This window comes from Pseudomonas sp. (assembly GCF_040514055.1).
In the GTDB taxonomy this organism is placed as follows: Bacteria; Pseudomonadota; Gammaproteobacteria; order Pseudomonadales; family Pseudomonadaceae; genus Aquipseudomonas.
In genome coordinates this window covers 22,667-48,841 of sequence record NZ_JBEVDL010000068.1, presented here as the reverse complement: position 1 = coordinate 48,841, position 26,175 = coordinate 22,667, and the positions used below count along the sequence as shown (strand labels likewise).

Below are 26,175 nucleotides of genomic sequence, written 5' to 3'. Positions count from 1 at the left end.
GGTTTCCTTTAAACAGAGAGGTACGGGTAACACTCAGGCCGGGCGGCCATCGGGCTCGCGCAACCACTGGCCGCTGGCGCTGACGCGCTCGACGCAGCGGGCCAGGACCGCACGGCGCTCGGCATTGTCCATCCGCCCCCAGCGGCTGATTTCGTCGATGGAGCGCTGGCAGCCGATGCACAGGTCAGCGTCGTCCAGGGCGCAGATCTGCACACAGGGCGAGGCCAGCGGGCGTTCGTCGGTCATTCCTCGGCGACCAGGTCGCGGGCATAACGCTGGGCGTTGTGCACATAGTGCGCGGCACCGGCCTCGAGCATTTTTTTCTGCTGCTCGCTGAGCTCGCGCACCACCTTGCCCGGCGAACCCATCACCAGGCTGCCATCGGGAATGTCCTTGCCCTCGGCAATCAAGGCATTGGCGCCGATGATGCAATACTTGCCGATGCGCGCGCCGTTAAGCACAACCGCATTGATGCCGATCAGGCTGTAGTCGCCCACCGTGCAACCGTGGAGCATGGCGTTATGGCCCACTGTCACGCCCTTGCCCAGGGTCAAGGGAAAGCCCATGTCGGTGTGCATCACGCTGCCGTCCTGGACGTTGCTGTTCTCGCCGATCAGGATCAATTCGTTATCGCCACGCAGCACCGCGTTGAACCAGACGCTGGCCCCCGCCTCCAGTTTGACCTTGCCCACCAGCGTGGCGCTCGGCGCGATCCAACTGCTGGGATCGGCCTCTACTCGGGCGGCGCCCAGTCGGTAATTCATGCTCGCGTCCTCATGGGTCAACTCAAGGCGATAAAGTGGTCGGGAGGCTGTTGCAGGTCGATCCCGGTGTCATACAGCAGGTTGACCAACTCAACCACCATGATCGCCGTCAACCCCCAGATGCTGTACTCGCCGTAGCGGTAACTGGGCACATACCAGCTGCGCCCCAGGTAATCGATGCGGTGGGTAGTCTGGCGTGGATCGTCGCAGAAAAACGCCAAGGGCACCGTGAAGACCGCGGCGATTTCGCCGTCATTGGCCTTGTACTCCACATAGTCCGGTACCAGGCCCACATAGGGCGTGACCTGGATGCCATGCCGCGAAACCAGGGGGCTCAGTGGCCCTATCACTTCCACCAGCCCCGGCGGCAAGCCGATCTCCTCCTGGGCCTCTCGCAAGGCGGTAAAAATCAGATCTGGGTCTTCCGGATCACGTCGCCCGCCGGGAAAGGCCACCTCGCCGCCATGGGTCGACAACCCACTGGCACGCAACGTCAGCACCAGTTCAGGTTCGTCGCTACGGGTGATGGGCACCAGTACCGCCGCTTCGGGGAAACGGCGGTCGGTCTGCAGAAGACGCGGCGTGTGGCTGCGCACACGCTGCAGGAGCTCGTCCAGCATCGGCACTCTCGGCGTTTTTATTGTCCGAGGCATCATGGCATGAAAGAACCAGCCCGCCCAAGCCCTGCACCGCTGGCATGCAGCATTAGTTTGCCGTCCACGCCGGCGCGCGCCAAGATGACGCCTCAGCCGGAGACTTCACCATGAAATTCTGCAGCCAATGCGGTCACGCGGTCACCCTACGCATCCCCGAAGGCGATAACCGCCTGCGCCATGTCTGCGGCCAATGCCAGGTCGTCCATTACCAGAATCCACGCATCGTCGCCGGCTGCCTGCCGATCTGGGGCGAGCAGGTACTGCTGTGTCGGCGCGCCATCGAACCGCGCCGTGGCTATTGGACGCTGCCGGCCGGGTTTATGGAAAACGGCGAAACCCTGGAGCAGGCCGCGGCCCGCGAAACCCTCGAGGAAGCCTGTGCACGGGTACGCAACCTCAGCCTCTACACCCTGTTCGACCTGCCGCACATCAACCAGGTGTACATGCTGTTTCGCGCCGAGCTGGTGGACCTGAATTTCGCCGCGGGCGAGGAGAGCCTGGAGGTGCAGTTATTCGATGAACGCGACATTCCCTGGTCAGAGCTGGCTTTCCCGACCATCGGCCGTACCTTAGAATGCTATTTCTCCGACCGCCTGGAGCGCACTTACCCACTGCGCAACGAGGCGATAACGGCGTTACGCACCTGACCGCCACGGCGGCTTTATACACACCTGGGATATTGCTCCGATGCGTTGGTTGTTTGCTGTTCTCTGTTGGTCGTTTATCAGCCTGTCCCATGCCACTGCCACCCCCTCGCTGGAAGGCACCACCATCCACAAAGTGCTGGTGGTCAAATCCGAGCGCAAGCTGTACCTGATCAGCTACGGCAAGCCGCTGAAGTCCTACCGTATCTCCCTGGGTAAAAAGCCCGAGGGAGCGAAGAGGCTCGAGGGCGACAAACGCACCCCGGAAGGCATCTATTGGCTGGACTGGCGCAAGAACAGCGACAAATACAACCTGGCCATGCACATTTCCTATCCCAACGCCCGAGACGTGGCGCGAGCGAAAAGAGAAGGCGTGCGTCCCGGCAGCATGATCATGCTGCACGGCACCCCACTGAACGACGAGTATCCGGAATGGTTCTTCCATACCCTGGACTGGACCGAGGGCTGCATCGCCCTGAAAAACGCCGACATGCGCGAAGTCTGGAGCCTGGTCAAGGATGGCACGCTGATCGAAATCCGTCCCTGAGGGCAAAGCGAGCCGCTTGAAAACCCGCCACTCAGTCGAGCCGCAGGTCGGCTCGACAGCTCTCTAGAGCAGCAGATCGGACAAGCGCCAGACATCGAACGCCGGCGTCTGATAAGGGTGGCTGGCACGCAACGCCTTGACCACGTCATGGATCAATTCGTCGGCCACCACCAGTTCAACCTTCCACTCGGCGACTTCCTCCAGCCGTCCCACCTGCCCGAGAAAGGCCTGACTGCCTTCCAGCGGCCGGAACTGCCCTCGCCCCAGGCTTTGCCAGCAACAGTGATCGTAAGTGCCCACTCGCCCGGCGCCAGCGCCGAACACCGCGCCTTTGACGGATTCCAGGTGGGTATCGGGGACATAAAAACACAACTTGTACATCAACGGCCTCCAGCAAGCCAAAGCGCAGCGAAAGGAACAGGGGTTATGATGCCACAGCGTAATGGCGTTATGCCTTTAAGCAATGCGACCCCGATCACCTGCCCACCATTGGACTGGGCACGCGGTGAACTGTTCGCCCTCCCCGGCAGTTAGGGCCTGTTGGCCATTGCCATCACGGTAGGGCGACCTAGGCGCGCCGTCCAGCGACAACCCGCGGCGTTTGGCCGCGGCATGCACCATCCATTGGATGCGCGTGGGCGCCCTCAGCCGCCAGTAGCTCCATGGGCACACGCCGTCTGCCGCCCTCTCTGTAGATGGCCGTGGGGCCGCCCAATACCCATCCCGCACAGTGCCGATCAGACACCGCCTCGGTTATGCTGGCAGACCACCTGTCGCGATGCCGCCATGACCGAACCTGACAGCTCCCCCCTGACTGCCCTCGCCCCGCCCCGTGCCACGGCGCAGTTTGTCAGTGGCTCACCGCTACGCCATGTGGCCGTGATGTCCGGTACCGGCGCTATCGGCTTGATCGCGGTATTTTTGGTCGACCTGATCAACCTGTTCTATATCTCGCGCCTGGGCGAGGAATCGGTGGCCGCGGCAGTCGGTTTCGCCGGGGTGGTGGGATTTTTTCAACTATCGGTCTGCATCGGCCTGATGATCGGCATCGCCGCGCAAGTCTCACGGAGCATAGGGGCCGGCCAGGCCGAGCAGGCCAGACACATCGCCAGCAGCAGCCTGGTGTTGATGGGCCTGACCTGCGCGCTGGTCGCACTGGCCACCTACCTGGCGCTGGATCCCCTGCTCAATGTACTGGGCGCCGAGGGCGAAACACGGGCACAGGCCGCGCTCTATTTACGCATTACCCTGCTATCGGTCCCCGCCCTGGGCGTCGCCATGGGCTGCTCATCGCTGCTGCGCGCGGTGGGCGACGCCAAACGGGCCATGAATGTGACGCTGATCGGCGCGCTGGTCACCGCACTGCTCGATCCACTGCTGATCTTCGGGCTGCACCTGAGCCTGGAAGGCGCCGCCATCGCCGCGGTGATTGCCCGCCTCAGCATGCTCGCCATGGGCCTTTGGGGAGTCCTGCACGCCCACCAGCTGCTGGGACGGTTCCAGCCAGCGCGCTGGTTCCCGGACAGCCTGCACGTGGGGCGCGTCGCTGGACCGGCCATCCTGGCCAATCTGGCGACGCCCTTCGGCGCCGCTTTCGTGACCCACTTTATGGCCCAGTTCGGCCCGGCCGCCATCGCCGGCCAGGCCACCATCGATCGCTTGACCCCAGTTGCCTTTGGCCTGGTGTATGCGTTGAGCGGTGCGGTCGGCCCCATTTTCGGTCAGAACCTCGGTGCCGGCCGTTTCGATCGGGTGCACGCGACGCTGCGCGGCAGCCTGCTGTTTATGGGCATGGTGGTCGGCGCGGCATGGATCCTGCTGGCGCTGGGACAGTCGTTGATCATTCGCGCATTCTCGGCACAAGGACCAGCCGCCGAGCTGATCGCGTTGTTCTGCAGCGGCCTGGCGGCCAGTTTCTTCTTTATCGGCGCTCTGTTCGTGGCCAATACCGCCTTCAACAACCTCGGCCGGCCGCTGTATTCGATGGGTTTCAACTGGGCCCGCGCCACACTGGGCACCATTCCTTTCGCCTATTTCGGAGCGCAGTACGGACCCGCCGGCGTACTGATAGGCCCGGCCATCGGGTCGGTCATTTTCGGCTCGCTGGCGCTCTGGGTCGCCTTTCGCCTGACCGCGCAGCTGGGCGCGGGCGCTAGGTGACAGGCAAACCTACCCGAAGGACCCGCTGCTTAGAATAAAACGCAACTAATAATCCGTGTGCGAAAACTAATTAAGCTGCTTCCAAGCCGAGCAAAGCTGACGCACTTATCAGGAACCCAGATGCAAACAGCCCGTCAACTATTCGACACCAAAATCCACCATTTTAATTCATTGAAAGCATCACTCGGATTTGCCTGATAATAACTTCCCAGAAGAATCACAGGCCTCGTGTGATATTCAACCAATATCACCTAAAGGAGATCGGCATCGACAACTAAACAGCACCATCGCCAGCACTCAATATGTTTATCAATGGATCTGGAAGACGGTAAATTCCAGCCCGCTCGCGGATTGACCAACCCACTTGCCAAGGTTATACATGCGGCTCCCAAGGGTTGATCCGATCTCTCCGCCGTAGCCCGAAAAGGACAAATCATGAAACGTTATGCAGTTGCTTTTCTACTATTTTTTTCCTGCGGCGCCTTTGCCGCCGATATAAAAACCTACTTCAACCACCCGTCCAATACGCCAGCGATCAGCGCCGATTTACAGAGCGTTATTATCGACTATATCAACACCGCGACGACCACAGTGGACGTCGCCGTGTATGACCTCGATATCGACGCCATCGCCAATGCCTTGGTCGCGGCCAAGCTGCGCGGAGTCACCGTCAGGCTGGTTACCGACAATGAAAATACCGGTGCCGACAACCAGTCGGCGCTCGGCATCCTCACCGCCAATGCTGTGCCCTGGATCGATGACCGGGAAGATGGCAGCGCCGGCAGTGGCCTGCAGCATAACAAGTTCATCGTGGTCGATGGCCTCAAGGTCCTCACCGGATCGGCCAACTTCACCCACAGCGACTTGCATGGCGACCCGGATGGCCAGGGCGGCTACCTGGGTTTGGGCAATGCCAATAACGTCGTCACCATACAGTCCGGCAGCCTCGCCAGCGTGTATACCAGCCAGTTCAATCAAATGTGGGGCGACGGCCCGGGCGGCTTGCAAAACTCGAAATTCGGCCTGAGCAAAATCGACCACTCGGTACAGACCGTCTATACCGACAACGATGCCACGCGTATCGATGTGCAGTTTGCCCCACAATCCTCGTCGGCATTCAATGGCTCAGCACTGGACACCCTGAACAACACCTTGGCCAGCGCTCAATCGCGCATCCATACCGCCCAGTTCGTTTTCAGCGCACAAGTACTGGCCGATACCCTGCAGGGCCGACATGCGCTCGGCGTGAATGTCCAGGGTGTTGGCGATCGACTGTTCTTCAACCGCTACTACAGTGAGTTTCTGGACATGATCGGCACGCAAGTCGCCGACCCCAACGGCAACTACGAAGTCGACGGCAGCACCGGCGCCGCCAACTACCCTTGGGCCCTGCCGGCCGAGGCCTATGTCGCGGAAACCAGCAGCCACGACAAGTTTCACCATAAATACTGGATTGTCGATAACAACGTGGTGACTGGCTCGTTCAACGCGTCCAGCTCGGCAGCGTTCGACAACGACGAAAACCTGGTCGTCATTTATGACCAAGCCACCGCCGAGCAATTCGAGGGCGAGTTCAGCCGGCGCTTCTGCGAGGGCAAGGGCGCGCTCAATTGCGACGGCGCGCTGACCCACGCCAGCAGCATTGTCGAAACTGTCGGTTTCACTGCTCAGGAAGCGACCGCGGTCATGGCCTTCGTCGCCACGGCCAGCCTGGCCCAGCTCGATGACGATGTCGCCCTGGATTCGCGCGCGGCGCTGGCCATTTACACCGATCGCCCCACCACCATGGCGGCTCTGGGCGCTGCGGCCTACGTGGGTCCTTCGGCATTGGCCAAACTGCGTAACTACATGCTGCTGCCGGCTACACCGGCCCAGTACGAAGTACGCTTCGACCTCGGCACCACGGCCAACCTCACCGCCCTGTACAGTTACCCCAACTCGAGCAACGGCATGTCGCTCAAGGAAACCCTGGAGCACTACCTCAACCAGAACCTGCAACGCGACCAGATCGCCAAAGGCAGCGCCGTGGTAGCCATCCGTACCGGCAACACCTACGAGGTGGTGCTGCGCGGCGACTCCAGCCTGGTCAGCAGCTACCAGACCGCCCTGACGGCGTTCTATAACAGTGGCACGCTGGCGGTCAGCGCCGAACAGGCCCTGCGCAGCGCCAACGCCTGGGACGTTGACGAGTGGCGTTTGTTCCTACCCCATGGCCTGGCGCTGAAGAACCAGCGCAGCCTGCAACTGCTGCACTTTCCGCCCGACTACTCGCTGACCGAACAGGACTACCTGAACTCCAGCACCAGCAAACGCTGGGAGGAGCTGCTCAAGCTCAACGCGGTGCCGGAGGAACAACTGAGCCTGCACGAAACCATTCTTGATATCGCACCGATCGCCGCACCCGCCAGCGCCGGTAGCACCCTGGATGCGACCTACAGCTATTTCGAACCCTATGTACTGAGCATGCTGAAGGTGCTGACCAAAGCCAACCAGGGGGGCGCCAACGCGATTCCCATCGTCGCCTACGGTGGTCCGGTGCGCACCTGGCTGGCCGGCCATTACAACCTGCAGGGCTTTGGGGTCAACAGCGTGGCGCAGATCGAGATCAGCCCGGGCGTGACCTCGGCGGTCATCGGCGCCAACCACCCCAGCTACATCTGGTACGCCACCCAGACCAGCCGCGCCCATACCTTCGATGTCATGGAGCAGGACCTGATCTCGGCGTGCTGGCAGCAGAGCATGGGCAATGCCCCGCAACAGAACCCCAACAGCGTGATGAGCAGCTGCACCAGCGACTGGAGCAACCAGCCCCAGGCGGTCTGCATCGCCATGGAAGTGCAGGCCTATTCGCGCAGCGACGCCGATGCGACCTTGATCTGCGAGGCCGAATACCCTTGAAATGACCTGAGCGCCCAATAAATAGCCCGGCAGCTTTCGCTGCCGGGCTTTTTTGTGCGACTCGGTGCCCACGTCGGGTGGGTTAGGCGGATCGCGGCGGCTGGCGCTCGAGCGGCGTGGCCGCGACGCCGTAACCCACGCGGCGGTGCCGAAGGGGCGGGATGACCGGCATGGGTCTCGCTGCATGGATATCGCTGCGCAGCATGGGTATCGCTGCTCAGCATGGGTATCGCTGCGCTCAACCCATCCTACGTGCGTATCCTACAAAATGCGGGTCCCACGTCGGGTGGGTTAGGCGGGTCGCGGGTCTGGCGCTCGAGCGGCGTGGCCGCGACGCCGTAACCCACGCGGCGGAGGCGAAGGGGCTGGATGACCGGCATGGGTCTCGCTGTATGGGTATCGCTGTGCAGCATGGGTATCGCTGCGCTCAACCCATCCTACGTGCGTATCCTACAAACCGCGGTGCCCACGTAGGGTGGGTTAGGCGGATCGCAGGGGTGACGTTCGAGCGGCGTGGTGGCGGCGCCGTAACCCACGCGGCGGAGGCGAAGGAGCGGCAGGGCGCTATGGGTGACGCGGGGCAGCACGGGGATCGCTGTGCAGCATGGGTATCGCTACGCTCAACCCATCCTACATATCCAACGTATCGGCGTGGGAACGATCTAAGGCAGGCGGGACATGCCCATAAAAAAGCCCGACAGCTTTCGCTGCCGGGCCTTTTTTATTGTGGAGTCAGGTCCAGCGGGTCAGTCGACCCAGACCCGCGCATTGCGGAACATCCGCAGCCAGCCGGCATCTTCCTGCCAGTCGTCCGGCTTCCAGGAGTTCTGCACCGCGCGGAACACCCGCTCCGGGTGCGGCATCATGATGGTCACACGGCCATCCCGGCTGGTCAGGCCGGTGATCCCACGCGGCGAGCCGTTGGGGTTGGCCGGGTAGGTTTCGGTGACCTTGCCGTGGTTGTCGACGAAGCGCATCGCGACGCAACCGGACAGGTCTGCCTCGAGCAGGGCCTCTTCGCTTTCGAACTCGGCGTGTCCTTCACCGTGGGCGATGGCGATCGGCATCCGCGAGCCGGCCATGCCACGCAGGAAGATCGAGGCCGATTCCTGGATCTGGACCATGGCCACCCGGGCCTCGAACTGCTCCGAGCGGTTACGCACGAAGTGCGGCCAGAACTCGCTGCCCGGGATCAACTCGTGCAGGTTGGAGAGCATCTGGCAGCCATTGCACACGCCCAGGGTGAAACTGTCCTTGCGCTCGAAGAAGGCGCTGAAGGCATCCCGCGCACGGTCATTGAACAGCACCGACTTGGCCCAGCCTTCCCCGGCGCCCAACACGTCGCCGTAGGAGAAACCGCCACAGGCGACCAGCCCCTTGAAGTCGTTCAGGTCGACGCGACCGGCGAGGATATCGCTCATATGCACGTCCAGCGCGGCAAAACCGGCGCGGTCGAAGGCCGCCGCCATTTCCACCTGACCGTTGACGCCCTGCTCGCGCAGGACCGCGATCCGCGGGCGCACGCCCGACTTGATATAAGGCGCGGCGATATCCTGACTCGGCTCGTACCCCAGCTTGACCGACAGACCAGGGTTGTCCTCTTCCAGCAGGCCGTCGTACTCCTGCTCGGCGCACGTCTGGTTGTCGCGCAAACGCTGGATCCGGTAGCTGGTCTCGGCCCACTGGCGCTGCAACAGACGCCGCTCGCCACTGAACACCGTGGCGCCATTGAAGCCGATCAACACCTCGCCGTTGTTCACCGGACGGCCGATCACCGCGACGCAGTCGCCTAGCCCGGCGGCGCTGAACTGCGCCAGCACCTCGGCGGTGAGGTCGCGCTGGACCTGGATCAGGGCGCCCAGTTCTTCGTTGAACAGCACCGCCGCCAACTCGCTGGAGGTGTCCGCCAGGGCATCGAGCTGCAGGCTCAAACCGCAGTGACCGGCAAAGGCCATTTCCAGGGCAGTCACCAGCAGGCCACCGTCGGAACGGTCGTGGTAGGCCAGCAGGCGGCCGTCGGCGTTAAGCCCCTGGATCACCGCGAAAAAGGCCTTGAGGTCTTCGGCGTCGTCCAGGTCCGGCGCCTGGCGGCCCAGTTGGGCATGCACCTGGGCGAGGATCGAGGCGCCCATGCGGTTCTGCCCGCGCCCCAGGTCGATCAGGATCAGGTCGGTCTCGCCCTTGTCCAGGCGCAGTTGCGGCGTCAGGGTCTGGCGAATGTCCAGCACCGGCGCGAAGCCGGAGACGATCAGCGACAGCGGCGAGGTCACGCTCTTGTCGACGCCGTCTTCCCGCCAACCGGTCTTCATGGACATCGAGTCCTTGCCCACCGGCACGGTGATGCCCAGCTCCGGACACAGCTGCATGCCCACGGCCTTGACCGTGTCGTACAGGCGGGCATCCTCGCCCGGGTGCCCGGCGGCGGCCATCCAGTTGGCCGAGAGTTTGATATCCGAGAGTTTGCTGATGCGCGCCGCGGCGATATTGGTCAGCGTCTCGCCGATCGCCATGCGCCCCGATGCCGGCGCATCGAGCAGGGCCAGCGGCGTGCGCTCGCCCATGGCCATGGCTTCGCCGTAATACACGTCGAAGCTGCTGGCGGTCACCGCGCAGTCCGCCACAGGCACCTGCCAGGGGCCGACCATCTGGTCGCGGGCCACCAGCCCGGTGATGCTGCGGTCACCGATGGTGATCAGAAAGCTCTTGCTGGCCACCGCCGGATGACGCAGCACCCGGGTCACGGCGTCCTGCAGGTCGAGGGTAGCCGGATCGAAGTCGTCGCCCAGCTCCGCTTCGCGGGTCGCCGAGCGGTGCATGCGCGGCGCCTTGCCGAGCAATACTTCCAGTGGCATGTCCACCGCGTTGTTACCGAAATGACTGTCGGTCACGGTCAGCTGCGGCTCGGCCGTGGCCTCGCCGACCACCGCGAACGGGCAACGCTCGCGCTCGCAGATGGCCTGGAACCGCTCGAAGTCGGCCGCGTCCACCGCCAGTACGTAGCGCTCCTGGGACTCGTTGCTCCAGATCTCGTGAGGGGCCATGCCCGGCTCGTCGTTGGGCACCGCGCGCAGTTCGAAACGGCCACCGCGGCCACCGTCATTGACCAGCTCGGGGAAAGCGTTGGACAGGCCACCGGCGCCCACATCATGGATAAAGCTGATGGGGTTGTGCGCACCCAGCTGCCAGCAGCGGTCGATCACTTCCTGGCAGCGGCGCTCCATTTCCGGGTTCTCGCGCTGCACCGAGGCAAAGTCGAGGTCCGCCGAGCTGCTGCCGGTCGCCATCGAGGAGGCGGCGCCGCCGCCCAGGCCGATCAGCATGGCGGGGCCGCCCAGCACGATCAGCTTGGAGCCGACGGTGATTTCGGCCTTCTGCACGTGCTCGGCGCGGATATTGCCCATGCCGCCGGCCAACATGATCGGCTTGTGATAACCGCGCACTTCCTCGCCACGGGGCGTCTGGATGGCTTGTTCGAAGGTGCGGAAATAACCGGTCAGGGCCGGGCGGCCGAATTCGTTGTTGAAGGCCGCGCCACCCAGCGGGCCTTCGAGCATGATATCCAGCGCGGTGACGATGCGCTCGGGTTTGCCGTAGGGCTGTTCCCAGGGTTGTTCGAAGCCCGGGATGCGCAGGTTCGACACGCTGAAACCGGTCAGGCCCGCCTTGGGCTTGGCCCCGCGGCCGGTAGCGCCCTCGTCGCGGATCTCGCCACCGGAACCGGTGGATGCGCCGGGGAAGGGGGCGATGGCGGTCGGGTGGTTGTGCGTCTCCACCTTCATCAGGATATGCACCGGTTCCTGCACGGCGGCGTACTGGCGGCTGTCCGGATTCGGGTAGAAGCGGCCGGCGATCGAGCCTTCGATCACCGCGGCGTTGTCCTTGTAGGCCGACAGCACCCCTTCACCATGCAGCTCGAAGGTGTTCTTGATCATGCCGAACAGGCTCTTGTCCTGGTTCTCGCCGTCGATGTCCCAGCTGGCGTTGAAGATCTTGTGCCGACAGTGCTCGGAGTTGGCCTGGGCGAACATCATCAGCTCGATGTCGTGGGGGTTGCGCCCCAGGTCACCGAAGCTTTTTACTAGGTAATCGATCTCGTCTTCGGCCAGGGCCAGCCCCAGCTCCAGGTTGGCGCGTTCCAATGCGGCGCGGCCACCCCCCAGTACATCGATCACGCTCAGCGGCTTGGGCTCGGCGTGGCTGAACAGCGCGCCGGCCTGTTCCAATGATTGCAGCACCTGCTGGGTCATGCGGTCATGCAGCGCCACGCCGATCAGTTCGGCCTCGGCCTCGCTGAACGAGCCGCTGACGTAATAGGCAATGCCCCGCTCCAGCCGCTGAATCTTGCTCAGGCCGCAATTGCGGGCGATGTCGCTGGCCTTGCTCGACCAGGGCGAAATGGTGCCGAACCGGGGTAGCACCAGGAACAGCCGACCGGCCGGCTCCTGCACTGCCACGCTGGGCCCGTACTTGAGCAGGCGCGCCAGCACCCCTGCCTCATCGTCGGAGAGGCTGCCAGCGACCTCGGCGAAGTGGGCAAACTCGGCATAGAGCCCGCCGACGGCGGGGACCTTCTGGGTCAGTTGCTCGAGTAGTTTGCCGTGACGAAAAGCAGAAAGGGCAGGAGCACCGCGCAGGATCAACATCTTCGGGACAGCCTCGGGAAGGGGGTATGCTTTGAGGCCGTGCATTCTAGCCTAAACCGCCTCGCGGCGGCACCCGTGCCGGTCACCTTGCGCCAGTCGGGCGCTAGCAGAGAAGTGCTCCGCTGTCGATATATGGCAGTGCTGGCCCTTTGCGTATACTGCGCCGATGTTTTCACAAACGGCGTTCCGCAGGCGCTGCACCCCCTGGGTGCTGGCGACCGGAATCCTTCTGCTGATGTCCGGTTGTAGTGAGCCTCCCAAGCCCTCTACGCTCGAGCGCATCCAGAAGGAGGGCGTGCTGCGCGTGGTCACTCGGAACAGCCCGGCCACCTACTTCCAGGACCGTAACGGCGAAACCGGTTTCGAATACGAACTGGTCAAGCGGTTCGCCGAAGACCTGGGCGTCGAGCTGAAAATCGAGACCGCCGACAACCTGGACGAGCTGTTCTCCCGCCTGAGCCAACCCGACGGTCCGGTACTGGCCGCCGCCGGTCTGGTCGGCAGCGAAGGCCGCAAACGCCAGGCGCGCTTTTCCCACAGTTACCTGCAGGTCACCCCGCAAATCATTTACCGTGACGGTCAAACCCGTCCGTCGCGTCCCGAAGACCTGCTGGGCAAACGCATCCTGGTGCTCAAGGGCAGCAGCCATGCCGAACAGCTGGAAAGCCTAAAAGCGCGCCTGCCCGGCCTGCAATTCGAGGTGTCGGACGCGGTGGAGGTGGTCGACCTGTTGCGCATGGTCGACGAAGGGCAGATCGACCTGACGCTGGTGGATTCCAACGAACTGGCGATGAACCAGGTGTACTTTTCCAAGGTGCGGGTAGGCTTCGACCTCAGCGACCCGAGCAGCCTGGGTTGGGCACTGGCCTCCGGCGATGACAACAGCCTGCTCGAGAAGACCAATGCCTTTCTCGACAAGGTCGAGCAAAATGGCACCCTGCAACGTTTGAAGGACCGCTACTACGGCCATGTCGACGTACTCGGCTACGTCGGCGCCTACACTTTCGCCAAACACCTGCAACAGCGGCTGCCGCGCTATGAAGGGTTTTTCCGCCAGGCGGCCCAGGCCCATGGCATCGACTGGCGCCTGCTCGCCGCCATGGGCTACCAGGAATCGCTCTGGCAACCCGACGCGATTTCCAAGACCGGTGTGCGCGGCCTGATGATGCTGACCCAACGCACCGCCCAGGCGATGGCGGTTTCCAATCGCCTGGACGCCAAGCAAAGCATCACCGGCGGGGCCAAGTACCTGGCGCAGATCCAGGAGCAGTTGCCCGCCGAAATCGTCGAGCCGGACCGCACCTGGTTCGCCCTGGCCGCTTACAACATCGGCAATGGTCACCTGGAGGACGCCCGCCGGCTGACCGAAGCCGAGGGCTTGAACCCGAACAAATGGCTGGATGTGAAACAGATCCTGCCGCGCCTGTCGCAGAAACAGTGGTACAGCAAGACCCGCCACGGCTACGCCAGGGGCGGCGAGCCGGTGCATTTCGTCGCCAACATTCGGCGCTATTACGACATCCTCACCTGGGTCAATCTGCCCCAGCTGGAAGGCAGCCAACTGGCCGAAAGCAGCTTGCACGTACCAGGCATCGACAAGGCCGGCAACGAGAAGCCCCTGCCGCAGCTCTGAAGCTGTGCAGTGACCCAGGCGACGGCTTACTGGTCGCCATAGGCGAATGCCCGCAGGGCGTCGTCCGCCAACCGATAACGCACCCATTCCTCCTGGGGGCTGGCGCCCAGGGCCTGGTAGAACTGGATGGCTGGCTCGTTCCAGTCCAGTACGCTCCATTCGAAACGACCGCAGCCGCTTTCGCACGCCAGTCGCGCCAGGTGGCGCAACAACCCCTTGCCCGCACCGCTGCCACGGGCGGCGGGCGATACATAGAGGTCTTCCAGGTACAGGCCCTGACGCCCCAGCCAGGTCGAATAACTGAAGAAATACACCGCGAAACCCACCGGCTGGTCGTCCAGGCTGCAGATCAGGGCGCGGGCAACGGACTGCTCGCCGAACAGGCTTTGCTCGATATCAGCCACGCTGGCCTTGACCTCGTGCTCGGCCTTTTCATAGATCGCCAGCTCGGTGATAAAGGACAGGATCAGCGCGGCGTCGGCCGGGGTCGCTTGACGGATATGCAGACTCAAGGAAAGGCTCCTGGGCAAGTGACGCGCCAGGGCGGCGCGGCTGGTCTCATGCTAACCAACTCCCTAAACTGCATGTAGTGCATTTATTTCAGACAGTAGTGAAGCCCATGCATCCCGACCTGCGTCGCCTCGACCTCAACCTGCTACTGGTCTTCGACAGCCTGTTTCGCCTCTGCTCGGTCAGCGCCGCGGCGCAGGAAATGGCCCTCAGCGCCTCGGCCTTCAGCCACGCCCTGGCGCGTGTGGCTAGTGTCCACAGGCCCTAGCCTACAGCGAAGACCTCGGCCCCCTGCCCTCCGGCATCGAGGAGTTCGACTGGTTCGAGGATGACTATGTGGTGATCGCCAGCCAGCAGCATCCGCGGATCCAGGACCGGCTGACGCTGGCCGACTACCTGGCGGCGCGGCATGTGGTGGTGACGCCCTGGAACGAAACGCGGGGGGTGATCGACTATGTGCTCGACGGTCTGTCGCTGAGTCGCCAGGTGGCGGTGCAATTGCCGAGCGTGCTGGCCGCCCCCTTTATCATCGGGCGCAGCGAGCTGATCATGACGCTGCCGCGGCACGCGGCCGAGACCCTCTGCAGCGCGGCGCCGATCCGCCTCTACCCGGCACCCTTTGCCATCGCGCGCTACAGCCTCAAGGTCTACAGCCATGCCAAGCACGCCCGCAGCGCGGCCCATGCCTGGCTGCGCGAGCAGTTGCTGGCGACCTTGCCGCGGGTGCCGGAGCAGCGGCCGCCGGCCGCGGACGCCCCCTCAGGCCCGGCGTGACTTGAAGAACGCACTCAACAGCGCGCTGCACTCCTCAGCCAGCACACCGCCTTCGACCAGCACCCGATGGTTGAGGAAGTCCTGGGTAAAGAACTGGCCACGGCTGTGGACCACCCCGGCCTTGGGCTCGCTGGCGCCATACACCACCCGGGCGATCCGCGCATGCACGATCAGCCCCGCGCACATGCTGCACGGTTCCAGGGTGACGTACAGCGTGCTGCCAGGCAGGCGGTAATTGTCCAACGCAGTGGCAGCCGCGCGAATCGCCACCATCTCGGCATGGGCACTGGGATCGCGGCCGCTGATCGGCCGATTGAACCCCCGCCCGAGCACGTGACCGTCCTGCACCAGCACGGCGCCGACCGGCACCTCGCCCAGGGCCGCGCCCTCGGCGGCGAGCGCCAGCGCCTGCTGCATAAAGGCCAGGTCGCGGCTACGGTCGATGATCTGCGGTTTTCTCATGGCGGGATTCCCGGACCTGGCCTCAGGCGACTTCGATCGAGGCCATCAGGCCGGTTTCCATATGATCGATCACATGGCAGTGGAACATCCAGACCCCGGGATTATCCGCGACCAGGGCAATGCGCGCCCGCTCGTTCTTGCCCAGCAGGTAGGTGTCGGTGAAGTACGGCAGGATGCTTTTGCGGTCGGAGGACAGCACCTTGAAGGTCATGCCGTGCAGGTGGATCGGGTGTTGGTACTGAGCCATGTTGCGCAGCTCGAAGATATAACTCCGACCGAGCTTGAGGCGGGCGATCGGCCGCTCGGCGCAGCTCTTGTCGTCGATGTCCCAGGCCTCGCCATTGATCTGCCAATACTTGGCGCGACCGGCGTTGGCGCCGCTGCCGGCCAGCTCGGCCGACCACTCGAAGTTGAACCTGAGGGTTTCGGCCGTGGCCAGGTCCGGCTCGGCCACCGGGTTGGCCGGCAGCGCGGACGGCCAATCGCCGGCCGGCTGGCCCGCACTGTCCAGCGCGCGCAAGGTTGCCAGGCGCAGCGGCCCGTTGCGCAAGGCGAGTTCCTGCCCCACCGCGGGTACCCGCAGCGCCAGGTCGATGCGCATGCCCGGGCCCAGCCAGTACTCCTTGCCCAGCGGCCGCGGCTGCACCGGGTTACCGTCCAGGGCGTAGATACGCGCCTCGGCACCGGGCAGGTTGAGCCGGTAGGTCAGGGTGCTGTCCAGGTTCATCAGCCGCAGACGGACCACCTGGCCGGCGGGCAGCTCGAGGGTCGGCAGGTGCGCACCGCTGACCGTGGACAGGCGCCCCGCCGTGCCGCCGCGGGCCGCTTCCCGGGGCAGGCTGAAAGCCGTGAAGGCGCCCTGCTCGTCGATATGCCAGGTTTTCAGGGTCAGCGTGCGTTCGTGCCGGAACCCCGTGGGCTCACGCTCTTCGACGATCAGCGGGCCAACCAGGCCGCGACCGAGTTGCTCGCCACTGGCCACATGGGGGTGGTACCAGAAACTGCCGGCATCGGGGGTCTTGAAACGGTAGTCGAAATATTCACCAGGCAGCACCGGCAGTTGCGACACATAGGGCACGCCATCCATCTCCAACGGCAGGCGGATACCGTGCCAGTGAATGGTGGTCGGCACGTCCAGCTTGTTGATAAAGCGCACCCGCAGCCAGTCGCCCTGACGGCTGCGCAACTCCAGGCCCGGCGCCTGGCCGCCATAGGCCCAGGCGGGGCTGGGATGACCGGGGACCAGCTCCAGTTGCAGCGGCGCGGCGATCAGTTCGTAATCGTGGCCGGCGGCGCCATCGGTGCGCCCCAACCAGTAGCGCACACCCCCGGCGCCCAGCCCGACCACGCCCAGGCCAAGCAGACCGCCGAGCACCTGCCTGCGGGAAAACACCATGGGTCAAGCTCCTGTGCGATACGGCTGACGGCCTGAGCGGCGCGCTGAAGAAGGGGCGGGGTCGTCGGCCAAGTGCTGCGCACGAACGGCGCCGTCGGCGTTTTCGGCCCGCCGCAATGGCGCGCAGGATACCGGAATGACCCCGACCCGTCAGCCGGGTGCGGCCTTATGCCCCCACTGACTTTACTGCCTCCACGTTTGCCGGAGTGGCTCGCGGACGGGGCCCGCGCCATTGGATGCGTGGCGAGCCGGAGAGAGAACAGCGACGATCCTGGGGCCTGTGGACACTAGAGCGGTTTCACTAAAAGTCCGTCTGCACCTGGGCGCCCGTCCGCGTGGGTTATGCCGCGCTCGGCCGCGCCGTGGTTTGTTGGCGCAGTTTTCTGCGCGGCTAACGCCACCCTACGACAAGCGCGCCTGCGTACGCGTCGGGTGAGGTGCTCAACCTTGTAGCACTCCTCGCGGCCGAGATCTGAAACTGCGGACCAAGATAAGGCGAAAACGCTCTAGTCCTCGCTCAGGCGATAACCGACCCCCGAGGCCGTGATGATAAACACCGGATTGGCGGGATCGTCCTTGAGTTTTTGTCGCAGGTGTCCGACCACCACCCGCAGATAGTGGCTGTCGTCGCGGTGACTCGGCCCCCAGATATCGTTCAGCAACTGCTGCTGGGTCACCACCTGGCCCTGGTGCCGCGCGAGCATTGCCAGCACCGCGTACTCCTTGGGCGTCAGGCTGACGTCGAGCTGCTCCAGGGTCACCCGCCGGCGGACGAAATCCACCGTCAGGGGGCCGCTGCGAACGCTGGTCTGGCGGGGGCTGTCGCCGGTCGAATGGCGCAGCAGCACCCGCAGGCGCGCGAGGAATTCCTGGATGCCGAAGGGCTTGGTCATGTAGTCGTGCGCGCCTGCGTCCAGCGCCTGCACCTTTTGCGCCTCGCTGGCGCGCACCGACAGCACCAGCACGGGCACCTGCGACCATTCCCGCAGCTCACGCAGTACGACCAGGCCATCGAGGTCGGGTAGGCCGAGGTCCAGGATCACCAGGTCCGGCGCGTTCAGCGCCGCCTGCGACAGGCCCTCGGCGCCGGTCGCGGCCTCGAGCACGGCATAACCCTGGGTCGACAGGCTGATGCGCAGAAACTTGCGGATCTGCGGCTCGTCGTCGATCACCAGGATGATAGGTTGGCTGTTTTTCATCCAGTGCGGACCGGCGGCGGCAGGGCCGTCAGGTCGCGTCCTCCAGGTCGGGTTGCGGCGGTAGGGGCAGGTGCAGGGTCATGCAGGTGCCGTCACCATCGAGTCCATCGGCGACCGTCACCCGTCCGCCATGGGCGCCGAGCATGCCCTGGCAAATCGCCAATCCCAGGCCGGTGCCTTGGCCACCGCGATCGCCACGGGCGGCGGTGTAAAACATGTCGAATATCTTTTCACGCTCGGCCAAGGGTATCCCGGGCCCCTGGTCACTCACCAAAAAACGCAGCGCCTGGTCGTCCGCCTCCACCACGATCCGCAGCAGGCCGGACGGCGGTGAAAAGCGCGCGGCGTTTTCCAGCACATTGACCAGGGCCTGCTCGATCAAGGCACCGTGCACATACAACAAGGGTAAGCCTTCCTGCAGCCGGTGCTCCACCCGCAGCGGCGCCAGCAGCGGGCGCAGGCGCTGCAGGGCACTGGCGACTATGTCCGCCGGCGCCACCCAGTCGCGTGCCAACTTCAGGCTGCCATGGCCCAGGCGGGTCATGTCCAGCAGGTTCTGGATATAACGGTCGAGACGCTCGGCCTCGTCGCGAGTGCCCTCCAGCAACTCGCGCCGGTCGTCCTGGGACATCTGCTCCCCCAACGCCAACAGGCTGTCGATCGAGCCACGCATGCTGGTCAGGGGGGTGCGCAAGTCATGGGACACCGAGGCCAGCAAGGCGCTGCGCAATTGCTCGGTTTCCCCCTGCAGGCGCGCCGCTTCCAGGTCCTCGGCCAATTGGGCACGCTCCAGGGCCTGGGCCAGCGGCTGGCCGAGGGCGGCGATCAACCGGCGCTGCGGCGGCGGCAGTGGACCACCGCCCCGGGGCCGTACGCCAAGCAAGGCCAGGGACCTGTGCTCTCCCGCCAGCGGGCACCACCACCAACCGCCATTGGGCAGCGTGCCGGTACCCAGACCCGCCGGCTGAGTGTGTTGCCAGGCCCAGTCGGCGGCCGCGCGCTCGCCTTCGGCCAGCTCATCCCGCGCCCCGGCCTCGACCGTCCAACCGCCCTCGGCGGCCGGCACCCGCAGGCTGATCTCCAGTTCGCTCCACAGACCGAACTGCTGCATGGCGGCGGCCAGCACCGCCTGGCGATCGGTGGCGGCGGTCAGTTTGCGCGACAACTCCAGCAGCGCCGTGGTCTCGCGCTGGGCCTGGCGCACCCCCTGCAACTGGCGACGCTGACGCGACGCCAGGTTACCGGTCAGGGCCGCCATCAGCAGGAAGAACAGCAGGGTCAGCACATCCTCCTGACGGGCGATGGTCAACGACCAGGTCGGCGGAATAAACAGCACATCGTAGGCGACAAAGGACAGCCCGGCGCACAGCAGCGCCGGGCCCAGGCTGCTGCGTACCGCCACCAGCAGCACGGCGGCGAGGAATACCAGGGAGATATTCGGCAGCGCCAATACCCGCGACACCGCCGTGGCCAGGCCGGCGGCACCCAGTGCGGCGAGCACCGCCAGCAGGTAATCCCGCCAGACCCAGGGCGCTCCCAGCCGCCGCGGCGCGACAGGGGTGCCCTCCTCGCCCTGCACCACATTGATTTCCAGGCCCTGGCCCTGCACCAGCAAGCGCTCGGCCACGCCCCGACCGAACCAGCGCCGGCGCAGACGCGCCTGGCTGCGTCCGACCAGGATCAGGCTGGCGCGCCGTTCGCGGGCATGCTCGATCAACCCACGGGCGACGTGCGCGGCGCGCAGGCTGACCACCTCGCCGCCCAGGCGCTCGGCCAGTTGCTGGGCGCTCTGCAATCGGGCCAGGCGTTGTTCGTCATGGGGCCGGCCGGTGTCCACATGCACCACCGACCAGGGCAGGTGCCGGCGCGCCGCCACGCGGCAGGCATGCCGCACCAAGCGTTCGGCATGGGCGTCGCCATCGATGCCGAGCAACAGCCGGCCACGCACCGTGGGCGCCAACTGCCCCTGCACGCGGTAACGCTGGTTTAGGTCGGCATCGACCCGCGCCGCGGCGGTCTGCATCGCCAGTTCGCGCAGGGCGGTCAGGTTGGTCTGGGAGAAAAAGGCATCGATCGCCGCCCGCGCCTGCTCCGGCACATACACCTTGCCCTCGCGCAAGCGTTCGAGCAACTCCCGCGGCGGCAGGTCGATCAACAAGATTTCATCGGCCTCCTGCAGCACCCAGTCCGGCACGGTTTCGCGCACCTGCACGCCCGTGATGTCGCGTACCTGGTCGTTAAGGCTTTCCAGGTGCTGCACATTGACCGTGGTGTAGACATCCACACCGGCGGCCAGCAGCTCCTGCACATCCTGCCAGCGTTTGGCATGGCGACTGCCCGGGGCGTTGCTGTGAGCCAGTTCGTCCACCAGCACCAGGGCCGGACGCAGCGCCAGCAGCCCGTCGAGGTCCAGCGCCTGCAGGCGCAGGCCACGGTAATCCAGGTGCACCGGCGCCTGCCGGATCAGCCCGGCGAGCAGGCTCTCGGTTTCGGCGCGGCCGTGGGTTTCGACCACTCCTACCCGCAGGTCGACGCCCTGGCGTCGTTGCGCCTGCGCTGCCTGCAGCATGGCAAAGGTCTTGCCGACCCCCGGCGCAGCGCCGAGAAACACCTTCAGCCGGCCCCGTCCGCCGCTCGGCAGGTCCGCCAGCAGCGCCGATGCGCGAACGGCATCACTCATGAAGGTTACTCGGTGGGAACAAGGGAGGGATTTTCCGCCAACGCCTGGTTAAGCGCTAGCACATTGACCACCGCGGGGCCCACCAGCGGCCGTTGCGTATGGGCCTCGATCAACGACTCCAGGCGTTCCCGCGCGATGCCGCGCGACTGCGCCACACGGCTGAGCTGATAACGGGCCGCGGCGGGCGACAGGTGCGGGTCGAGGCCACTGCCGGAGGTGGTGACCAGCGCCATCGGCACCGGCCCCTGGCCCTCGCGTCCCAACACCCGCACCTGGGCGGCGATGCGTTCGGCCAGCAGCGGGTTGCTCGGTGCCAGGTTGCTGGCGCCACTGGCGACCGTGGCATAGGCCGCGGCGGAGGGCCGTGGCTGGAACCATTGGGCGCCCTCGAAGGCTTGTGCCAGCAGGCGGCTGCCGCGCACCTGGCCGGTCGCGTCCTGTACCAGGCTGCCGTTGGCCTGGGCCGGGAAGGCCAGCTGGCCGATACCGGTCACCGTCAAGGGATAGGCCACCCCGGTGATCAGGGTCATGATGGCCAACAGGCTCAAGGCGGGACGTAACTGGGTGAACATGGGGTATTCCTCAAATGGTCGGGCCGTGATCGGCCCCTGTCGCCAGGGCCCGGGGCCCTGGCCGTGCAGGTCAAACCAGGCCGATGGCGGTAAGGGCCAGGTCGATCAGCTTGATGCCGACAAAAGGCGCCAGGATGCCGCCCAGGCCAAAGATCAGCAGGTTGCGCCGCAACAGGCTGCTGGCGTCCGTGGCCTGCACCCGCACCCCGCGTAGCGCCAGGGGAATCAGCGCGACGATGATCAGCGCGTTGAACACGATGGCCGAGAGAATCGCGCTTTGTGGGCTGTGCAGGCGCATCAGGTCGAGGGCGCCGAGCTGCGGGTAGATACCGGCGAACAGCGCCGGCAGAATCGCGAAGTACTTGGCGATATCGTTGGCCAACGAAAAGGTGGTCAGCGCGCCCCGGGTCACCAGCAGCTCCTTGCCCACCAGCACCACGTCCAGCAGCTTGGTCGGGTCGGAATCCAGGTCCACCAGGTTCGCCGCCTCACGCGCCGCCTGGGTGCCATCGTTCATCGCCAGGCCGACATCGGCCTGGGCCAGCGCGGGGGCATCGTTGGCCCCATCGCCGCACATGGCGACCATCTTGCCCTCGGCTTGCTCGGCGCGAATGCGCTGCAGCTTCTTCTCCGGAGTGGCCTCGGCGATCACGTCGTCGACCCCCGCCTCGGCAGCGATGGCCGCCGCGGTCAGCGGATTGTCGCCGGTCACCATCACCGTGCGAATGCCCATCTGGCGCAGCTCGGCGAAACGCTCGCGGATACCCGGCTTGACCACGTCCTTCAGATGGATGGCACCCAGCAGCTGGCCGTCGACGCAGACCAGCAGGGGCGTGCCGCCGCTGCGGGCGATTTTTTCCACCTCGCGGGCAAGGATCGCCGGCATCTGGTCGCGGGGCAGGCCGATAAAGCTCAATACCGCATCGACCGCGCCCTTACGGTACACCCGCCCCTGGCAGTCCACCCCGGACAACCGGGTCTGGGCACTGAAGGCGACGGGCGTCAACGCCTGCCGTGCGGGCTCGTCGATCGGGTGCAGCGCCCGCAGGTAGTCGACGATGGACTTGCCTTCCGGAGTCTCGTCGGCCAGCGACGCCAGCAAGGCGCCTTCGGCCAAGTCCCGAGCGGACACCCCCGGCGCGGCGAACAGCGCAGTGCAAAGGCGGTTGCCGAAGGTGATGGTGCCGGTCTTGTCGAGCATCAGCACATGCACGTCGCCCGCCGCCTCCACCGCGCGGCCCGACTTGGCGATCACATTGAGGCGCACCAGCCGGTCCATCCCGGCGATGCCGATGGCCGACAACAGGCCACCGATGGTGGTCGGGATCAGGGTCACCAGCAGCGCCACCAGGTACACCAGCGGCAAGTCACCACCGGCGAAGCGGGCGAACGGCTGCAGGGTCACCACCACCAGCAGGAAGATCAGCGTCAAACCGATCAGCAGGATATCCAGGGCGACCTCGTTGGGGGTCTTCTGCCGCTGGGCGCCTTCGACCAGGGCGATCATCCGGTCCAGGGTCGACTCGCCGGGATCGACGCCGACGCGCACTAGCAGCCAGTCGGAAACCACCCGGGTGTTGCCGGTGACGGCCGAGCGGTCGCCCCCCGACTCGCGGATGACCGGTGCCGATTCACCGGTGATGGCCGCCTCGTTGACCGCGGCGATGCCCTCGAGGATCTCGCCGTCGGCGGGGATCAGTTCGCCGCACTCGACCCGCACGATATCGCCCCGGCGCAGGCTACTGGCCGCCACCTGCCGGTACTGGCCCGGGCCCTCCTGAAGGCGCGCGGCGAGGCCCTGGCTACCGGCCTTGAGGCTGTCGGCACGGGCCCGGCCACGGCCTTCGGCCAGCGCCTCGGCAAAGTTGGCGAACAGCACGGTGAACCACAACCACAGGGCGATCTGCAGTGCCAGGCCTACCGACACCGCCGGATTGGGCACCAGACACAGCAGGCTGGTCACCACGGCGGTCAGCTCGACCACCAGCATCACCGGCGAGCGCAGCAGCTGGCGCGGGTCGAGCTTGACAAAGGCCTGGCGCAAGGCCGGTTTCCACAGGTCCGCCAGGGCGGTCTTGGGCTGCAACGGGGTGCCATTCAGCACCGGGGTTTGGGCATTCATCATGGGTCTCCCTTAGAAGCCCTGGAACAGGATTAGGTGTTCGGCGATCGGCCCCAGGGCCAGCGCCGGCAAGAAGGTCAGGCCACCCACCAGCAGGATGCTCAGGGTCAGCAGGGTGACGAACAACGGGCCGTGGGTGGGGAAGCTGTTGCTGCCCTGCGGTGCGCGATTCTTCGCCGCCAGGCTGCCGGCAATGGCCAAGACCGGCAGGATGTAGCCGAAGCGTCCGAGCAACATGCCCAGACCCAGCATCAGGTTGTGGTAGGCGGTATTGGCGCCGTATCCGGCGAACGCCGAGCCGTTGTTGGCGCTGGCACTGGCGTAGTTGTAGAGCAGCTGGCTGAAGCCATGGGGGCCCGGGTTGCTGACCGAGGCCAAGGGCCCCGGCAGGCTGGCGGCCAATGCGCCCAGCACCAGCACGCCGATGGGCATCACCAGCAGGCTCACCACCAACAGGCGTACTTCCCGGGCTTCGAGTTTCTTGCCGAGGTATTCGGGGCTGCGCCCGATCATCAGGCCGGCGAGGAACACCGCGATCAGCACGAACAGCAGCATGCCGTAGAGCCCGGCGCCAACACCGCCGAAAATGACCTCGCCGAGCAGCATATTGACCATCGGCACCATCGCGCCCAATGGACTGAAACTGTCGTGCATGGCATTGACCGAGCCGTTGGATGCCGCGGTGGTGGTCACCGCCCAGAGGCTCGAGGCGGTGATGCCGAAGCGGCTCTCCTTGCCTTCCAGCGAACCGACCTGCTCCACCGCCACGGCGGCCAGGGCCGGGTTCGGCTGATGTTCGGCATACAGGGTCACGCCCAGGCCGATCAGGAACAGGATGGCCATGCTCGCCAGCAGCGCCCGGCTCTGGCGCAGGTCCTTGACGTAGTGGCCGAAGGTGAACAGCAAGGCCACCGGGATCAGGATGATCGAGGCGAGCTCGAACAGGTTGCTCCAGGCGGTCGGGTTTTCGAAGGGATGCGTCGAGTTGACCCCGAAGAATCCACCGCCGTTGGTGCCCAGCTGCTTGATCGCGATCTGGCTGGCCGCCGGCCCCAGGGGAATGAGCTGCTCCGTGCCTTGCCAGGTCATCGCATGGACATAGGCCGAGAAGGTTTGCGGCACACCCTGCCACACCAGCAGCAAGGCCAGCACCAGGCAGAACGGCAGTAGCCCATAAAGGGTGGCACGGGTCAGGTCGACCCAGAAGTTGCCAACCGTCCCGCTGGAGCGCCGAGCGATGCCGCGGCAAAACACCACCAGCACGGCCAGGCCGACCGCGGGGCTGACGAAGTTCTGCACGCCGAGGCCAAGCATCTGGCTGAAGTAACTGAGCGAGGCTTCACCGCTGTAGGCCTGCCAGTTGGTATTGGTGACGAAGCTGATCGCCGTGTTCAGCGCCAGCGTCCACTCCAGGCCTGGCATGCCCTGGGGGTTGAGCGGCAACGCGCCCTGACCGAGCAGAAGGGCAAACACCGCTGCCAAGCTGACCGCGGTGAACGTCAACAGGGCCAGGGCATAGTGTTTCCAGTCCTGCTCAGCCTCCGCCTGGACGCCCGCCGCGCGGTAGCACAGCCGCTCCACGGGCTCGAGCAGCGGACTCAACCAGGTCCTCTGCCCCTCCATGGCCTTATAGAAATAACGTCCCAGCACTGGCGCCGGCAGCAGGACCAGCGCAAAAAAAGCCAGGATCAAGCCGTAGTCATGAAACTGCATGGCGCCCCCTAGCGACGGTCGGCGCGGACCAGCGCGACCAGCAAGTAGATGAAAAGGCCGGCGGCCATGGCCAGGGACAGCCCGTCGAGAACACTCATGAATCACCTGCGTGCGAATGCGGCAAGCGCCGCGACGCGGTCATTCTCCGAGCACCTGGCGTAAAGGATCGATGGGCGAAAGCCGCAGCCGCGTAAAGAATTCGTAGAGATCGGCGGGCGAGGTTTCGGGCCGATGGGAGTGACCTGCGGCGGGCAGGAGGAGGATGTTCGTAGCCGCCGCGTTCCCCCCACGGTGGATGGATAAGTCGTCATCCGCCCTACGCCAGGCGATTAGGCGAAGGCTGCAGACACGGCGCGCCTGCAGAACGTAGGATGCGTTCGCCGCGCCGCGAGACGGTATCCAAGACAACCACAGGATCAGCCCATGGAAGAAACAATCGCCACCACCCGCCACCCGTTCCGCCAGGCCTTCACCTGGGGCGCGCTCTGGCTGGTCGGGATCACTGCCGGGCTTTCCATCGCCTACGGCAATTTCTCCGCGGAAGGCTGTGGCCGCGTGCTCGTCTTGACCCTGATCACGGCCTTCTGCACCGCCATGATCGCGCGCAAGAGCCGCACGCCCTGGGGGTTTTTCAAGGTCGGCGCGGTCTTTCTGGGGGTCATGCTGGTGTTTCTGCTGGTCGCAAGTTTTGGCGGCCGGGCGCGCTAGGGCCTGTGGACATTACCATCGCGAGGCGCGTTGTCGCGTAGAAGGGTCCCAGGCAAGGCGCGGGAACATAGGCCCCTGCCACCGTGACGGCATG

22 protein-coding genes are annotated in these 26,175 nt (G+C 65.2%); 8 read left to right on the top strand and 14 right to left on the bottom strand.

Going from position 1 to position 26,175, the window contains the following annotated elements; all coding sequences use genetic code 11:
• Positions 1 to 33: 33 nt before the first annotated feature.
• Genes ABWY06_RS17925 through ABWY06_RS17915 form a run of 3 tightly spaced genes read right to left on the bottom strand, consistent with a single transcriptional unit; the run spans position 34 to position 1,384 of the window.
• The gene (locus ABWY06_RS17925) at positions 34 to 246 is read right to left on the bottom strand and encodes a DUF1289 domain-containing protein (protein WP_353926939.1); all 213 of its coding nucleotides are present in this window, start codon (positions 244 to 246) and stop codon (positions 34 to 36) included.
• A complete protein-coding gene (locus ABWY06_RS17920; protein ID WP_353926938.1) occupies positions 243 to 764 on the bottom strand; it encodes a gamma carbonic anhydrase family protein in 522 nt (173 codons plus the stop codon). The genes ABWY06_RS17925 and ABWY06_RS17920 overlap by 4 nt, the downstream gene beginning before the upstream one ends.
• A gap of 17 nt (positions 765 to 781) precedes the next feature.
• A complete protein-coding gene (locus ABWY06_RS17915) occupies positions 782 to 1,384 on the bottom strand; it encodes a CoA pyrophosphatase (RefSeq protein WP_353926937.1) in 603 nt (200 codons plus the stop codon).
• A 143-nt stretch (positions 1,385 to 1,527) separates the two neighbouring features.
• On the opposite strand from ABWY06_RS17915, the gene ABWY06_RS17910 reads away from it, so the two are divergent.
• Both ABWY06_RS17910 and ABWY06_RS17905 read left to right on the top strand, forming a co-directional pair.
• Positions 1,528 to 2,067, top strand: coding sequence for an NUDIX hydrolase (locus ABWY06_RS17910; protein WP_353926936.1), 540 nt, complete (start codon positions 1,528 to 1,530; stop codon positions 2,065 to 2,067).
• Positions 2,068 to 2,107: 40 nt separating this feature from the next.
• Positions 2,108 to 2,611: a L,D-transpeptidase family protein gene (locus ABWY06_RS17905; RefSeq protein WP_353926935.1), complete on the top strand. Its 504-nt coding sequence runs from the start codon at positions 2,108 to 2,110 to the stop codon at positions 2,609 to 2,611.
• A gap of 63 nt (positions 2,612 to 2,674) precedes the next feature.
• On the opposite strand, the gene ABWY06_RS17900 is transcribed toward ABWY06_RS17905, so the two are convergent.
• Entirely contained in the window at positions 2,675 to 2,992 is a 318-nt protein-coding gene (locus ABWY06_RS17900) for a YqfO family protein (RefSeq protein ID WP_353926934.1), read from the bottom strand.
• A gap of 405 nt (positions 2,993 to 3,397) precedes the next feature.
• Here ABWY06_RS17900 and ABWY06_RS17895 point away from each other — a divergent pair, with 405 nt between their 5' ends.
• Positions 3,398 to 4,771 (top strand): MATE family efflux transporter, encoded by a 1,374-nt coding sequence (locus ABWY06_RS17895; RefSeq protein ID WP_353926933.1) that lies wholly within the window; start codon positions 3,398 to 3,400, stop codon positions 4,769 to 4,771.
• 435 nt (positions 4,772 to 5,206) lie between these two features.
• A complete protein-coding gene (locus tag ABWY06_RS17890; protein WP_353926932.1) occupies positions 5,207 to 7,669 on the top strand; it encodes a phospholipase D-like domain-containing protein in 2,463 nt (820 codons plus the stop codon).
• A 746-nt stretch (positions 7,670 to 8,415) separates the two neighbouring features.
• Here the strand turns inward: ABWY06_RS17890 and purL are convergent.
• The gene (gene purL / locus ABWY06_RS17885; protein ID WP_353926931.1) at positions 8,416 to 12,312 is read right to left on the bottom strand and encodes a phosphoribosylformylglycinamidine synthase; all 3,897 of its coding nucleotides are present in this window, start codon (positions 12,310 to 12,312) and stop codon (positions 8,416 to 8,418) included.
• 166 nt (positions 12,313 to 12,478) lie between these two features.
• Here purL and mltF point away from each other — a divergent pair, with 166 nt between their 5' ends.
• Positions 12,479 to 13,945, top strand: a complete 1,467-nt coding sequence (gene mltF, locus ABWY06_RS17880; RefSeq protein WP_353926930.1) for a membrane-bound lytic murein transglycosylase MltF — start codon at positions 12,479 to 12,481, stop codon at positions 13,943 to 13,945.
• Between the two features lie 26 nt (positions 13,946 to 13,971).
• Here mltF and ABWY06_RS17875 read toward each other — a convergent pair whose 3' ends face one another.
• Positions 13,972 to 14,457 carry a GNAT family N-acetyltransferase gene (locus tag ABWY06_RS17875; protein WP_353926929.1) on the bottom strand — a complete coding sequence of 162 codons (486 nt, stop codon included), beginning with the start codon at positions 14,455 to 14,457 and terminating at the stop codon, positions 13,972 to 13,974.
• Between the two features lie 107 nt (positions 14,458 to 14,564).
• On the opposite strand from ABWY06_RS17875, the gene ABWY06_RS17870 reads away from it, so the two are divergent.
• Positions 14,565 to 14,723 (top strand): LysR family transcriptional regulator, encoded by a 159-nt coding sequence (locus ABWY06_RS17870; protein WP_353926928.1) that lies wholly within the window; start codon positions 14,565 to 14,567, stop codon positions 14,721 to 14,723.
• Positions 14,724 to 14,791: 68 nt separating this feature from the next.
• Complete coding sequence (locus ABWY06_RS17865) at positions 14,792 to 15,229, top strand: LysR substrate-binding domain-containing protein (RefSeq protein ID WP_353926927.1); 438 nt, start codon at positions 14,792 to 14,794, stop codon at positions 15,227 to 15,229.
• Here ABWY06_RS17865 and tadA read toward each other — a convergent pair.
• From tadA to kdpF, 8 genes are all read right to left on the bottom strand, one after another.
• A complete protein-coding gene (gene tadA / locus ABWY06_RS17860) occupies positions 15,215 to 15,691 on the bottom strand; it encodes a tRNA adenosine(34) deaminase TadA (RefSeq protein ID WP_353926926.1) in 477 nt (158 codons plus the stop codon). The genes ABWY06_RS17865 and tadA overlap by 15 nt on opposite strands.
• A 22-nt stretch (positions 15,692 to 15,713) precedes the next feature.
• Positions 15,714 to 17,087 carry a multicopper oxidase family protein gene (locus ABWY06_RS17855; protein WP_353926925.1) on the bottom strand — a complete coding sequence of 458 codons (1,374 nt, stop codon included), beginning with the start codon at positions 17,085 to 17,087 and terminating at the stop codon, positions 15,714 to 15,716.
• Between the two features lie 506 nt (positions 17,088 to 17,593).
• The gene (locus ABWY06_RS17850) at positions 17,594 to 18,286 is read right to left on the bottom strand and encodes a response regulator (RefSeq protein WP_353926924.1); all 693 of its coding nucleotides are present in this window, start codon (positions 18,284 to 18,286) and stop codon (positions 17,594 to 17,596) included.
• Between the two features lie 28 nt (positions 18,287 to 18,314).
• Positions 18,315 to 20,966: a DUF4118 domain-containing protein gene (locus tag ABWY06_RS17845; protein ID WP_353926923.1), complete on the bottom strand. Its 2,652-nt coding sequence runs from the start codon at positions 20,964 to 20,966 to the stop codon at positions 18,315 to 18,317.
• Between the two features lie 5 nt (positions 20,967 to 20,971).
• Positions 20,972 to 21,538, bottom strand: coding sequence for a potassium-transporting ATPase subunit KdpC (kdpC, locus tag ABWY06_RS17840; protein ID WP_353926922.1), 567 nt, complete (start codon positions 21,536 to 21,538; stop codon positions 20,972 to 20,974).
• Between the two features lie 70 nt (positions 21,539 to 21,608).
• Positions 21,609 to 23,660 carry a potassium-transporting ATPase subunit KdpB gene (gene kdpB, locus ABWY06_RS17835; protein ID WP_502948222.1) on the bottom strand — a complete coding sequence of 684 codons (2,052 nt, stop codon included), beginning with the start codon at positions 23,658 to 23,660 and terminating at the stop codon, positions 21,609 to 21,611.
• Between the two features lie 12 nt (positions 23,661 to 23,672).
• Positions 23,673 to 25,373, bottom strand: a complete 1,701-nt coding sequence (kdpA, locus tag ABWY06_RS17830; RefSeq protein ID WP_353926920.1) for a potassium-transporting ATPase subunit KdpA — start codon at positions 25,371 to 25,373, stop codon at positions 23,673 to 23,675.
• 8 nt (positions 25,374 to 25,381) lie between these two features.
• Positions 25,382 to 25,471 (bottom strand): K(+)-transporting ATPase subunit F, encoded by a 90-nt coding sequence (kdpF, locus tag ABWY06_RS17825; RefSeq protein ID WP_353926919.1) that lies wholly within the window; start codon positions 25,469 to 25,471, stop codon positions 25,382 to 25,384.
• Positions 25,472 to 25,796: 325 nt separating this feature from the next.
• Between kdpF and ABWY06_RS17820 the strand changes: the two genes are divergently transcribed.
• Complete coding sequence (locus tag ABWY06_RS17820) at positions 25,797 to 26,081, top strand: hypothetical protein (RefSeq protein ID WP_353926918.1); 285 nt, start codon at positions 25,797 to 25,799, stop codon at positions 26,079 to 26,081.
• The last annotated feature ends 94 nt before the right edge of the window (positions 26,082 to 26,175 follow it).

Bases quoted from the DNA above. Each gene is read 5' to 3' on its own strand.
- ABWY06_RS17925 (WP_353926939.1), bottom strand. From the start codon at position 246: ATGACCGACGAACGCCCGCTGGCCTCGCCCTGTGTGCAGATCTGCGCC.
- ABWY06_RS17920 (WP_353926938.1), bottom strand. From the start codon at position 764: ATGAATTACCGACTGGGCGCCGCCCGAGTAGAGGCCGATCCCAGCAGT.
- ABWY06_RS17915 (WP_353926937.1), bottom strand. From the start codon at position 1,384: ATGCTGGACGAGCTCCTGCAGCGTGTGCGCAGCCACACGCCGCGTCTT.
- ABWY06_RS17910 (WP_353926936.1), top strand. From the start codon at position 1,528: ATGAAATTCTGCAGCCAATGCGGTCACGCGGTCACCCTACGCATCCCC.
- ABWY06_RS17905 (WP_353926935.1), top strand. From the start codon at position 2,108: ATGCGTTGGTTGTTTGCTGTTCTCTGTTGGTCGTTTATCAGCCTGTCC.
- ABWY06_RS17900 (WP_353926934.1), bottom strand. From the start codon at position 2,992: ATGTACAAGTTGTGTTTTTATGTCCCCGATACCCACCTGGAATCCGTC.
- ABWY06_RS17895 (WP_353926933.1), top strand. From the start codon at position 3,398: ATGACCGAACCTGACAGCTCCCCCCTGACTGCCCTCGCCCCGCCCCGT.
- ABWY06_RS17890 (WP_353926932.1), top strand. From the start codon at position 5,207: ATGAAACGTTATGCAGTTGCTTTTCTACTATTTTTTTCCTGCGGCGCC.
- purL (WP_353926931.1), bottom strand. From the start codon at position 12,312: ATGTTGATCCTGCGCGGTGCTCCTGCCCTTTCTGCTTTTCGTCACGGC.
- mltF (WP_353926930.1), top strand. From the start codon at position 12,479: ATGTTTTCACAAACGGCGTTCCGCAGGCGCTGCACCCCCTGGGTGCTG.
- ABWY06_RS17870 (WP_353926928.1), top strand. From the start codon at position 14,565: ATGCATCCCGACCTGCGTCGCCTCGACCTCAACCTGCTACTGGTCTTC.
- tadA (WP_353926926.1), bottom strand. From the start codon at position 15,691: ATGAGAAAACCGCAGATCATCGACCGTAGCCGCGACCTGGCCTTTATG.
- ABWY06_RS17855 (WP_353926925.1), bottom strand. From the start codon at position 17,087: ATGGTGTTTTCCCGCAGGCAGGTGCTCGGCGGTCTGCTTGGCCTGGGC.
- ABWY06_RS17850 (WP_353926924.1), bottom strand. From the start codon at position 18,286: ATGAAAAACAGCCAACCTATCATCCTGGTGATCGACGACGAGCCGCAG.
- ABWY06_RS17845 (WP_353926923.1), bottom strand. From the start codon at position 20,966: ATGAGTGATGCCGTTCGCGCATCGGCGCTGCTGGCGGACCTGCCGAGC.
- kdpC (WP_353926922.1), bottom strand. From the start codon at position 21,538: ATGTTCACCCAGTTACGTCCCGCCTTGAGCCTGTTGGCCATCATGACC.
- kdpB (WP_502948222.1), bottom strand. From the start codon at position 23,660: ATGAATGCCCAAACCCCGGTGCTGAATGGCACCCCGTTGCAGCCCAAG.
- kdpA (WP_353926920.1), bottom strand. From the start codon at position 25,373: ATGCAGTTTCATGACTACGGCTTGATCCTGGCTTTTTTTGCGCTGGTC.
- kdpF (WP_353926919.1), bottom strand. From the start codon at position 25,471: ATGAGTGTTCTCGACGGGCTGTCCCTGGCCATGGCCGCCGGCCTTTTC.
- ABWY06_RS17820 (WP_353926918.1), top strand. From the start codon at position 25,797: ATGGAAGAAACAATCGCCACCACCCGCCACCCGTTCCGCCAGGCCTTC.